Source organism: Aquimarina sp. AD10, from assembly GCF_003443715.1.
Taxonomy (GTDB): domain Bacteria; phylum Bacteroidota; class Bacteroidia; order Flavobacteriales; family Flavobacteriaceae; genus Aquimarina; species Aquimarina aggregata.
This window is the reverse complement of sequence record NZ_CP031965.1, coordinates 1,749,721-1,762,874: the sequence shown is the minus strand read 5'-3', so window position 1 is coordinate 1,762,874 and position 13,154 is coordinate 1,749,721. Positions and strand designations below refer to the sequence as shown.

General features: G+C 34.1%; 7 protein-coding genes. 1 reads left to right on the top strand and 6 read right to left on the bottom strand.

Going from position 1 to position 13,154, the window contains the following annotated elements; genetic code table 11:
- Window positions 1–11: 11 nt before the first annotated feature.
- The 6 genes from D1816_RS07495 to purL form a co-directional block, all read right to left on the bottom strand.
- A complete protein-coding gene (locus D1816_RS07495) occupies window positions 12–1,202 on the bottom strand; it encodes an acetyl-CoA C-acyltransferase (RefSeq protein ID WP_066318135.1) in 1,191 nt (396 codons plus the stop codon).
- A gap of 14 nt (window positions 1,203–1,216) precedes the next feature.
- Complete coding sequence (locus tag D1816_RS07490) at window positions 1,217–3,622, bottom strand: 3-hydroxyacyl-CoA dehydrogenase/enoyl-CoA hydratase family protein (protein WP_118501958.1); 2,406 nt, start codon at window positions 3,620–3,622, stop codon at window positions 1,217–1,219.
- A 19-nt stretch (window positions 3,623–3,641) separates the two neighbouring features.
- Window positions 3,642–4,097: a MarR family winged helix-turn-helix transcriptional regulator gene (locus D1816_RS07485; protein WP_066318131.1), complete on the bottom strand. Its 456-nt coding sequence runs from the start codon at window positions 4,095–4,097 to the stop codon at window positions 3,642–3,644.
- Between the two features lie 192 nt (window positions 4,098–4,289).
- The gene (locus D1816_RS07480) at window positions 4,290–6,062 is read right to left on the bottom strand and encodes a long-chain fatty acid--CoA ligase (RefSeq protein WP_118501948.1); all 1,773 of its coding nucleotides are present in this window, start codon (window positions 6,060–6,062) and stop codon (window positions 4,290–4,292) included.
- Window positions 6,063–6,381: 319 nt separating this feature from the next.
- Entirely contained in the window at window positions 6,382–6,939 is a 558-nt protein-coding gene (locus D1816_RS07475) for an isochorismatase family protein (RefSeq protein WP_118501946.1), read from the bottom strand.
- 5 nt (window positions 6,940–6,944) lie between these two features.
- On the bottom strand, window positions 6,945–10,610 hold the full coding sequence (purL, locus tag D1816_RS07470) for a phosphoribosylformylglycinamidine synthase (protein ID WP_118501944.1): 3,666 nt from the start codon (window positions 10,608–10,610) through the stop codon (window positions 6,945–6,947).
- Window positions 10,611–10,901: 291 nt separating this feature from the next.
- Here purL and D1816_RS07465 point away from each other — a divergent pair, with 291 nt between their 5' ends.
- A complete protein-coding gene (locus D1816_RS07465; RefSeq protein WP_118501942.1) occupies window positions 10,902–13,106 on the top strand; it encodes an RICIN domain-containing protein in 2,205 nt (734 codons plus the stop codon).
- Window positions 13,107–13,154 lie beyond the last annotated feature (48 nt).

Sequence of the window (13,154 nt, the reverse complement as noted above, 5' to 3'; positions counted from 1 at the left end):
TTCTTAGCTTTTTAGTTTAAAAATTCGAAAATACCAGCGGCACCTTGCCCGGTTCCAACACACATCGTAACCATTCCGTATTTTCCTTTCATGTCTCGTTTGCGCATTTCATCAAATAATTGAACCGAAAGTTTAGCTCCTGTGCATCCAAGTGGATGACCAAGTGCAATTGCACCTCCGTTAACATTTACAATATCTTGGTTGATATTTAATTCGCGCATTACGGCAAGGGATTGAGAAGCAAAAGCTTCATTAAGCTCTATTAATTCAATATCATCTTGTTTTAATCCAGCTTGTTTCAGAGCCTTTGGAATAGCCTTTACCGGGCCAATACCCATTATTCTTGGTTCTACACCAGCGGCTGCATAGTTAACTAACCTAGCAATAGGTTCAAGGTTTAGCTCTTTTACCATATCTTCACTCATGACCATTACAAAAGCCGCACCATCACTCATTTGAGATGAGTTACCTGCAGTAACGCTACCTCCAGCTTCAAAAACTGGTCTAAGTTTACCTAGAACTTCTTTACTGGTTCCTGCACGAGGACCTTCGTCTTTATTAACAGTATATGATTTTGTAGCTTTTTTACCGTTTTCATCAACATAAATTTGTTCTACATTGATTGGTACAATCTGATCTTGAAAACGATTTTCTGCTTGAGCTTTTAAAGCTTTCATGTGAGAATTATATGCAAATTCATCTTGATCCTCACGAGATACTTTAAATTGGTGGGCAACAGCTTCTGCGGTATTTCCCATTCCCCAATAATAATCTTCATGACCTGATTTTGCTAAATCATAATTTAATTCTGTTTTATATCCTGTCATAGGAACAGAACTCATGCTTTCTGCACCACCAGCGATAATACAATCGGCCATTCCTGCTTGTATTTTAGCTGTTGCAATTCCAATAGTTTCGATACCTGAAGAGCAAAATCTATTTACGGTTACTCCAGGAACATCAATAGAATTTAATCCCATAAGTGAAATTAAACGTGCCATGTTTAGTCCTTGAGATCCTTCTGGCATTGCGTTACCAACGATAACATCGTCTATGCGATCTTTATCTAAATTAGGAAGCTCTTTCATCATGTGTTGGATGGTCTCAGCTGCTAATTCATCTGTTCTTTTGAACCTAAATACTCCGCGAGGTGCTTTTCCCACGGCTGTTCTATATGCTTTTACTATATATGCTGTTTTCATTTCTTTTTCTTTTTCTAGTTTCTTAGCGGTTTACCTTTTTTAAGCATATGCTCGATACGCTCAAGTGTCTTGCGTTCTGTACATAATGACAAGAAAGCTTCACGTTCTAGATCTAATAGATATTGTTCTGATACTAAAGTTGGTTCAGATAAATCTCCACCTGCCATTACAAACCCAAGTTTATTGGCTATTTTTTGATCGTGTTCAGAGATGTACTTACTAGCTTCCATAGAATCTGTACCCACTAGGAACATTCCTAAAGCTTGTTTACCAAGTACTTTAACATCTTTACGACGAGGAGGTTGTGTATATCCTTGCTCTGCCATTAACTTAGCATGAGCTTTTGCGGTTGCGATCTGGCGATCTTTGTTAACCACAACTATATCTTTTCCTTTTTGAAGTAAATTTGTGTCGAATGCTTCATAGGCAGAAGTTGATACTTTAGCCATACCAATAGTTAAGAAATGTTCTTGTAATATATTTAGCTCAACATCATCTTTCTTAAAAAGATCTGAAGCTCTTAGTGCCATTTCTTTAGATCCACCACCACCAGGGATCACACCAACACCAAACTCTACTAACCCCATATAAGTTTCAGCAGCTGCAACAACTTTATCGGCATGAAGTGAGATTTCACAACCACCACCAAGAGCCATACCATGAGGAGCTGTAATTGTTGGAATTGAAGAATATCGCATACGCATCATAGAGTCCTGGAAATATTTTATAGCCATATTAAGCTCATCATATTCTTGCTCTACTGCCATCATAAATATCATTCCAATATTTGCTCCTACAGAGAAATTTGCCGCCTGATTACCAACAACCAGCCCTTGAAAATCTTTTTCAGCAATATCAATTGCTTTATTAAGACCGGCTAAAACATCTCCACCAATAGTATTCATTTTACTTTGGAATTCGACATTTAAGATGCCGTCTCCAAGGTCTTCTACAACAACACCACTATTTTTAAATACTTCTGATGATTTACGGATATTGTCAAGAATAATAAAGGCATCTTGTCCAGGAACTTTAGTTTGTTCTTTCTTAGGGATATCATAAAAATAAGTAGCTCCTTCTTTTACTGTATAGAATGAAGTACTACCAGAAGCGATCATATCATTTACCCAAGCTGCAGGTTCTAAACCTTCTGCTTTCATTATTTCTATTCCTTTTTCAACACCAACAGCATCCCATATTTGAAATGGTCCGTGCTCCCAACCAAATCCGGCTTTCATTGCATCATCAATCTTATATAGATCATCGGTGATTTCGGGGATACGATTAGAAACATATGCAAATAAAGCAGATAGTGTTTTTCTGTAAAATTCACCAGCCTTATCTTTTCCTGAAACTAGAACTTTAAAACGATCTACTACTTTATCAATAGTTTTAGTCATTTCTAAAGTTGCAAAAGAAGCTCTCTTTTTTGTTCTATATTCTAGTGTGTCTAGATCCAGAGAAAGGATTTCTTTTTTACCTTCAGCAGAAACACTTTTTTTATAAAATCCCTGACCCGTTTTACTTCCTAACCATTTATTCTCCATCATGGTGTTAATAAACTCAGGAAGTTTAAATAACTCAAGACGTTCATCATCTGTACAGTTCTCAGCAATACCATTTGCAACATGTACTAATGTATCTAATCCTACTACATCTACTGTACGAAAAGTAGCTGATTTTGGACGACCGATAACAGGACCAGAAAGTTTATCTACTTCTTCAATAGTTAATCCCATCTCTTTAACCATATGGAATAAACTCATGATGCTAAAAATACCTATTCTGTTACCTATAAACGCAGGAGTATCTTTGGCAACTACAGATGTCTTTCCTAAGAATTTTTCACCATAACCATTTAGGAAATCTAATACTTCTTGAGAGGTATTAGGTCCTGGTATGATTTCAAACAATTTTAAATAACGTGCAGGGTTGAAGAAGTGTGTGCCGCAGAAGTGTTTTTGAAAATCTTCACTGCGTCCTTCGTTCATGAATTTTATAGGAATACCAGAGGTGTTAGAAGTTATTAATGTCCCTGGAGTTCTATGTTTCTCTAAGTTTTCAAAAACTATTTTTTTAATATCAAGTCTTTCTACAACAACCTCGATAATCCAATCTACATCCGCTACTTTTGCAATATCATCTTCCAGATTACCTGTAGTGATTCTACTTGCAAATTTCTGATGATAGATAGGAGAAGGTTTAGATTTAAGAGCTGCGGTAAGAGAATCATTTACCAATCGATTACGTACCACTTTGTTTTCAAGGGTAAGTCCTTTTGCTTTTTCCTTGTCGTTTAGTTCTCTAGGAACTATATCTAATAATAGCACTTCGACACCAATATTAGCGAAATGACATGCAATACCGGATCCCATTATTCCTGATCCTACGACTGCAACTTTTTTAATGGTTCTTTTCATTTTGTTTAACTTCGAGTTATTAAGGTGTTATAGATTCGTTTTTTGTATATACTTTTTTAGAAGAAATCAGATCATTGATTAATTGAAAGACTTCTAAGAAAGTTTCTAACTTCTCTTTTGGAATATGTTTTTTAACAGCATTATCAAAAGTGAATACTACTTCTTTTGAGAAATTTCTCATTTCTAAACCAAAAGGAGTTAAATATATGAGTACACCACGGCCGTCTTGAGGATTCTTTTTTCTAAAGATTAAACCTTTTTCTTCCATGGTTTTCAAAGTACGTGACAGACTTGTAGCTTCCATTCCCATTTTGGGACCTAAAGAAGTTGAAGGAGTACCAGTTTCTGGATCGATGCTAAGTAGGGCAAATCCAGTAGCCATAGTGCTTCCTTTTTTACTCGCTTCTTCATTATACATTTTGGCTACAGCCATCCAAGTGGCCCTGAGCGCATAATCAATTGTTTTTTCCCTCATTCAAAAATTATTATGAAGGTAAAGGTAAGAAAATTTATTATGCACGCATAATAAATAATGTAATATTTTAAGAAAAACTGAAGTAATTTACGTTTTTCTGTTGAATTAATAAAAAAACTCCTCATAAAATGAGGAGTTTACTGATTTATAGTTAAGCTTGTACGCATCTTCTATTGTAATCAGCGAATTGAATTAGCCATAAATTTTAGAATATAATTCTGTATATTTTTCCTTTATAATTTTTCTTCTAAGTTTCATTGTAGGGGTAAGGTGACCAGAATCTATACTCCATTCGTCTGGTGTAAGTTCAAATCGTTTTACGCGTTCCCATTTTCCAAATTTCTCATTATGTTCATCAACTTCCTCTTGATAACGATCAATTACAGTTTGATTGGATATCATTTCTTGCGTTGTGGATCCTATGTCTAGCCCTTTACGTTGTGCCCAATCTTTTAAAAATTCAAAATTTGGTTGCACAAAGGCTGCAGGCATTTTTTCTCCTTCTCCAATAACCATGATTTGTTCTATGAAACGAGATTGTTTCATGGCATTTTCAATCAATTGTGGAGCAACGTATTTACCACCAGAGGTTTTGAACATCTCTTTTTTACGATCTGTAATACGTAAGAACCCTTCGCTGTCAATTTCACCGATATCACCGGTATGAAAATATCCATTTTGTAAGGCTTCACTAGTTTTTTCTTCATCTTTATAGTACCCTTGCATTACCTGAGCACCTTTTACTAGAATCTCACCATCTTCTGCTATTTTTACTTCTGTATCCGGAAGTATTCTTCCTACGGTTCCAATTTTGAAGCCATTATTTCTAGTGTCATTAACAGAAATTACTGGTGATGTTTCTGTCAATCCATAACCTTCCATAACAGCAAGTCCAGCGGCATTAAATACTCTTGCTAGTCTAGGCTGTAATGCAGCACTTCCTGATGCGATAACTTTGATATTACCACCGAGAGCTTCTTGCCATTTGCTGAAAATTAATTTTCTAGCAATCCCTAGTTTCTTTTCATACCACCAACCATTAGCTCCATAGGGCTCATATTGTAAACCTAATTCTACAGCCCAGAAGAATAGTTTCTTTTTGATACCTGTTAAATCTGTTCCTTTAGCTATGATCTTGTCGTATACCTTTTCAAGTAGTCTAGGCACCGCAGTCATTACATCTGGTTTCACTTCTTTTAGGTTATCACTAATAGTTTCTAAAGATTCTGCAAAGTAAATAGACGCTCCAAGATATTGATAAAAATACATGGTCATTCGCTCATAAATATGGCAAACAGGTAAAAAACTTAATGCTTTTGTAGTTCCAGATGCTAACGGAAACCTTGTAGAACTTGCTAGTGCATTACTAACAATATTTTTATGACTTAGCATTACACCTTTAGGTCTTCCTGTTGTTCCGGATGTATAGATTAAAGTTGCAAGATCATCTTCTTTTACAGAAGCCATAATTTTTTCAACTTCGTCTTGATTACTATCATCTTTACCAAGTTCTAATACTTCATTCCAATTTTTGCAACCATCGATGTCATCAAAAGAATACACTTCCTTTAGTGAAGGTACATTGGCATGGATATTTTTTATTTTTTGATATACTTCTTTGTCTGAAACAAAACAATATACCGATTCAGAGTGATTTAAAACGTATTCGTAATCTTCTTGAGATATCGTAGGGTAAATAGGAACATCTTGGGCTGCAATTTGCAAAACACCAATATCTGTTATATTCCATTCTGTTCTATTATTTGAAGATATTATTGCTACTTTATCATTTGGTTTTACACCCAAACGCAGTAAGCCTCGACTAAGTTGGTTAGCTTTTTCTACATATTCTGCAGAAGAGGTAGCTACCCATTTGCCATCATATTTGGTTATTAAGGCCTTATCTAAATTGAATTTGTTTAGTTGATAGTGAGGAAAATCAAATAGTCTAGTAATTGTAGTCATATGTTATTTTAAAATATTTTAATAGTTTTTGAGGGTATTAAAAACTATTATGCGTGCATAGTTTCGCAAATTATAAAAAATCTGATAATACGCAACCCTAATATATAAAAAAACAAGCTTTAATTTAGTAACTCTTCAATATTTTCTTGTTTTTGTTGCTATATTTTTTGTTCTGATGTTCAAAAGCTTTTAATGTAATGCTTTGTGAAATAGGTTCTTATAAATATAGGTAATTTTATAATTTTTAATGATAAGTATTAGAAAGTATTTTTTTTAGAAGAATAAGATTTGTTTAAATTTTATTGTAGATATTTTATTATTAAGTAGTTATCATTTCTTTTTCAATCTGTTTAAAATTTTTAACGACCAAGTTCCCTTCTGTTTTGATCATGTTTTTCCACACCCAATTATAGTGTTCAATAATTTTATTAGCTTTTAAATGCGGTCTTTCTCCCGTAGTATGTCCGTCTTCTACAACTGTAATATCATAATCTTTTACAATACTTGATTGAATTGTTGAAGCAATACAAAAATCTGTAGCACATCCTGTAATATACAACTCATCTACTTTATGATAGCTTAATAACGATTGTAATTTGGATTTGTAAAAAGCATCATTAGCATATTTATTTACACAGATATCAATGGCGTCAACATTTAATGCATCTAGTATTTCCCATTCCGTAGTGTTAGGAATAAACTCATTTGCACTAGTGCCATCGTGTTGTATGAAAATTACAGGAAATCCAGAGTTTCTAAAAAGTTTAGATAATTTATTTATCCTAAGTATTACACCCTCGGTATCAAATCTAGGAGCCTTTGATATAAAAGAACCTTTTTGCATATCAATAACCAAGAGTGCTTTTTTATGTTTCATGAAAACTATTTATTCTCTAGCCATTTTCTAGCATTGACAAAAGCTTCTATCCAAGGCGAAACTTCATCTTTTCTTCCTTTTGGGTAATTTGCCCAATTCCATTGAAATATTGAACGCTCGATATGTGGCATAGTAACTAAATGTCGTCCACTTTTATCCGCCATCATAGCTGTATTGTAATCTGAGCCGTTTGGATTAGAAGGGTATTCTTCATATCCATATTTAGCTACGATTTGATATTGATCTTCTGATAGAGGGAGATTAAACTTTCCTTCTCCATGAGAAATCCATACTCCTAGTGTGGTACCTACCATAGACGATAACATCACCGAATTATTATCTTGTATTTTCACTGAAGTAAAACTACTTTCATGTTTTTGGGATTCATTGTGAATCATTTTACCATGTTCTGAATGATCTGGGTTAATTACTTCTAACTCCATAAACAATTGACACCCATTACAAATACCTACAGATAAAGTGTCTTCTCTTTTAAAGAAATTCTTTAGCGCAGTATTGGCTTTTTCATTATATAAAAAGGCACCTGCCCAACCTTTTGCAGAGCCTAATACATCACTATTTGAGAAACCTCCAACGGCGCCAATAAATTGTATGTCTTCTAAAGTCTCACGACCTGATATTAAATCTGTCATATGTACGTCTTTAACATCAAATCCAGCTAAGTACATTGCATTTGCCATTTCGCGTTCAGAATTACTTCCTTTTTCACGAATGATAGCTGCTTTGGGTTTTGGTTTGGTAGTGTCTATTATGGGTTTTCTACCCATAAAATGAATAGGAAACTCATATTGCAATGGCTGTTTTGCAAAGTTCTGATATCTATCTTTTGCCAAATTATTGGCAGTTTGTTTTTGATCTAATAAAAAAGAAGTTTTATACCAAGTGTTTCTTAATTCTTCAACATCTAAAGTGAAAGTATCAGTTGAATTTTTAAGATGCACAACAGCTTCTTGAGTTACTTTTCCAATGGCAAAAAATTCGATGCCATGGTTAGATAGTACAGATTCTATATCCGAATTGAGAGCACTTTGGATAACGATTCCTGAGTTTTCTGCAAATAATAATTTAATAGAGTCGGATTCCTGAATAGAAGTAAGGTCGATATCTGCTCCAAGATGAACATCTGCAAAGCAAAGCTCTAGTAATGTTGTGACTAAACCACCAGAAGCAACATCATGCCCAGCTACTATATGTTTATTTCGGATTAGATCCTGAATAACATTAAATGTCTTTTTAAACCGCGCCGAGTCTTTTATTGTTGGTGCTGCAGTTCCTATTTTATTATGTATTTGAGCAAAAGAAGATCCTCCTAGTTTATAAGAATCTTGTGACAGATTTATGTAATAAATAGATCCTCCATGTTTTTGAAGTACAGGTTCAACAACACTATTAATATCATTACAATTAGCAGCTGCTGATATAATTACCGTTCCAGGAGCAATGACTTCTTCATTAGGATATTTTTGTTTCATAGATAAAGAATCTTTACCTGTAGGAACATTGATATCTAGTTCTATAGCGAAATCAGAAATTGCTTTTACAGCTTCATATAATCTGGCATCCTCACCTTCATTTTTACAAGGCCACATCCAATTGGCAGATAGAGAGATTGATGCTAGTCCATCTTTAAGAGGAGCCCAAATGATATTTGTTAAGGCCTCTGCTATAGAGTTTCTACTTCCGGCTTTAGGATCAATTAATCCAGATATTGGGGAATGACCAATACTAGTGGCAATACCTTCAGAACTAGTATAGTCTAATGCCATTACACCACAATTATTTAGAGGTATTTGTAAAGGTCCAACACATTGTTGTTTGGCTACTTTACCACCAACGCAACGATCTACTTTGTTTGTCAACCAATCTTTACAGGCTACAGCTTCTAATTGTAGCACCTTGTTTAAATAGTTGTAAAAATCATTATTAGCATATGAAATGTCTTTGTAGTTACGGTCAATAGTAACATCATTCATAATAGTTTTAGGAGAACTCCCAAACATATCTTCAAGTGCTAAATCCATAGGTGTGTCACCTTTGGTTTTAGAAGTAAACGTGAATCTATGATCTCCAGTTACATCACCAACTTGATACATAGGAGAACGCTCACGTTGGGCAATACGCTCGAGGGTAGATATATTTTTTTTACTTATCACTAAGCCCATACGCTCTTGTGATTCATTACCAATAATTTCTTTGGCAGATAGTGTAGGATCACCTACTGGTAATTTATCAAGATCTATGTTACCACCAGTTTCTTCAACGAGTTCAGAAAGGCAATTAAGATGTCCTCCTGCACCGTGATCATGAATAGAAACAATAGTGTTTTCTTCACTTTCGACCATTCCACGTATAGCATTGGCAGCCCTTTTTTGCATTTCGGGGTTTGAACGCTGAATAGCATTTAGTTCTATTCCACTACTAAATTCTCCTGTGTCTGCAGAGGAAACGGCAGCACCTCCCATACCAATTCGATAGTTTTCACCACCTAGAATTACAATTTTATCGTCTTTTTGCGGGGTAGCTTTTATGGCTTGTTCAGCTTTACCATATCCGATACCACCTGCTTGCATAATAACTTTATCAAACCCTAGTTTTCGAGCTTCTTCTTCATGTTCAAAAGTTAATACTGATCCAGTAATCAGGGGTTGTCCAAATTTATTCCCAAAATCAGAGGCTCCATTAGAGGCCTTTATCAAAATATCCATCGGAGTTTGATATAACCAATCTCTTTCATTTGTGCCTTGTTCCCATGGACGATTATCTTCTAATCTCGAATAGGAAGTCATGTAAACTGCAGTTCCTGCCAAAGGCAAAGAACCTTTACCTCCTGCAAGTCTATCTCTAATCTCACCACCAGATCCTGTTGCTGCACCATTAAAAGGCTCTACAGTTGTAGGGAAATTATGTGTTTCTGCTTTAAGAGAAATAACACTTTCAAATTCTTTTTCTTCGTAAAAATCTGGCTTATCGGCAGTTTTAGGTGCAAATTGTGTGACTTTCGGTCCTTTTATAAAGGCCACATTATCTTTATAAGCAGAAACAATATCATTTGGATTTGTTTCTGAAGTTTTTTTAATTAATTTAAAAAGAGAAGTTGGTTTTTCTTCTCCATCAATAACAAAAGTGCCATTGAATATTTTATGACGACAATGTTCTGAATTTACTTGCGAAAATCCAAAAACTTCAGAGTCTGTTAGTTTTCTTCCAATTTTAGTACTTACACTTTCTAAATATTCTATTTCTTCATCGTTTAGTGCTAAACCTTCCTGAGCATTATAGGCTGCAATGTCATCAATCTCTAAAATGACCTCAGGCTTAATAGCAATAGTGTAAATATCTTGATCCAATCCATTATACTTTTGAGAAAGCATTGGGTCAAAATCTGTAAAATCTTTAGAAACAGCTTGAAATTCTTCTATTCTGATAATTCCTTTAACACCCATGTTCTGCGTTATTTCAACTGCGTTGGTGCTCCAAGGAGTAATCATCGCGGCACGTGGACCAACAAAAAAAGCGTCAATAGACGCCGCAGAAAGTATAGGTTGGTTGCCAAATAACCAGATTAATTTTTTAATATTTTCAGGTGAGATTTCTTTGTCTGTTTGAACTGCAAATAGCTTCTCGTTTTGGTTTCCGAAGAAATGAATCATTTTAGGATTATTGTGTTGTATTAAACAAGGAGCAAATTTACTGTTTTCTGCACAAAGTTTTGCATAAAATTAGCATTCAAACATATAGTTATCCACCAAATTTTAACAATTACTTGTCTAAGCTTGAATTTTAGTATTATGAACGTATTCTTTATAAGAAAAAACGATTTTAAAATATTGCCTTACGGATACTAGAACTTTAAAGGTCTCTATGTTTTATGGTAGTATTTTTAATCTTTGATTTATTTTAAATACCAACTTTTATAACTTATACTAATCACAATAAAAAATATGAAAACCCCATTTCGCACAAAATTTAAGATCACATTCCTAATTTCAATATTCTTACTTACTTTATCTCATATTAACGCACAAAGGATTGGCGATCCAGGATGGACCTTTGACGTTTCTAAAAATGATAGTGATTACTCAAAAATGGATCGATGGTCAAAAGTAGGAGTCCGAGGAGGAATTCCGCTAAGAACAGAGTTACCTGTAATAGAAAGACTTGGTCCTGGCACAGATATTCAAAAAGCAATTGATAGAACGAGCACCAAAGGAGGCGGTGTCGTATTTTTAGAAAAAGGAATTCATATCCTTAACAAGGAGATAAGAATGAAAAGTGGTGTTATTCTTAGAGGTATACCAGGACAAAGTATTGTTAGAGTAACTCTAAGAGGAACTAATGATAAATATGCAATTATTTTTGATAAGGTGTCCAAGGCAGGGTTAGAAGATTTAAAATTTACTTTTCCCGTATCCAATGCATCACCTCAAGATGATCGTAATAATCCAACCAATAAATGGTGCAGGAGATGTCATGAGAATGATCCTAATGGAATTAAAAATTTATATGTGACTTTTGTTCGGATAGAGAATGATTCTAATGATAATTGGGTAGATAATTGTGAGTTTATTGAAGCCGGTACTAATCCTATTAAAGTAAATGGTAATTATAATACTTTTAGAGATAATCTAATAGATGGTTCTTATAATAAAGGTGGAGGAGGAGAAGGATACTACGACGTTAGAGGACATGATAATTTATTTTATAATGAAACTGTAAAAAGAATTCGTCATTTTGCCATTCAACAAGGAGCGGATCATAATGTTGTGTTTGATTGTAATTTTGTGAATACAGATATTAATTTCCATAATAAAGATGATGGCAATAATCTTATCGAAAAAAACAAAATAACCATACAACGTTGGAGAAGTTGGGGAGCCTTTGCTACGGGGGGAGCGCAGTATGGTCATAAGCCTCCGGGTCCAAATAATATAATATACAACAATACCACCGATGTGAAGGGTAAAGTTGGAGAGTTTGGAGGATCAGATAAAGTTTTTATTTATAACAATTTTGGTAATCCTAAAGTACTTAGGTCTGTAAGACCAAAAGGAGGAATTTTATATGCGATTAAACATATAGGTAATGGAAACAATAATCAACTTCCTACTGTAGTATTTAAAACACTTAAAAATGGAGATCAATTTGCCGTTGGTACCGATTTGAAACCTATAATTCTAGCCGACGATAAAGATGGAAATGTTGCTAATGTGAAACTATACATTAATAATGATTTTATTAGACAAGAAACTCATGCTCCTTATGAATGGGGACATTTAGAAGATAAGGATGCTAAGTTAAAAAACTTGTCGTCAGGAACTTATAAGTTAAAGGCAATAGCAGAAGATAATAAAGGAGGTAAAAAAGAAAAACAAATAACAATTACCATCGGAAATCCTATCGCATCAGGCAGAATGTTAATTAATGGGGTTTATACTATCAGAAGTAGAGCTAATAATGAAAATGTAATGTCACCGAGTTGGGATAATTTTAATGTAAGAATGTATTCTAGCGCAAAAGTATTTAGTGACCACAAATGGGAATTTAAACATCTATCAGATGGAAAACATACTGTGCGAAACATTGGTACAGGAAGGTTTTTAGAGGTTTATAAGGGTGAATGCGGAAATAGAAAAAATGTAAATACTTGGACTAGCCCAAATTCAGACCACCAAAAGTGGTATGTTGAAAAACATAATGATAGTTATTTCCTAATTCCTGTTCATTGCGAAGATCAAGCTCTGGATAAGAATAATGAAAATGGTGCGAATGTTCATACCTGGACAAAAACATTAAATAATAAAAATCAACAATTTGATTTAATATCTGTTAGTAAAAATGATGAAAATGCAACCGTAACTCCAAATAATGTTAATATTGAATCTAACAAAGAATTTAGTTTAACTATATTTCCTAATCCTGTTACAAATACATTAAAATTAGCATTAGATAATTTCATGGGGCAAACCTTACGGTATACTATATTTAGTCCTGTTACAGGAAGTAAAATATATACAAATACTGTAACAAAAGACCATGGCACTACCGAACTGATCCATGTTGGTAATTTAGAAACAGGACTATATGCTATACGGCTTAAAACAGAAAACAATTATGAATTTATTCACCGATTTGTAGTCCATCGATAAAATATAGGATAAGAATTATGGCCTATTTACAATTTCAAAATTAGTAAA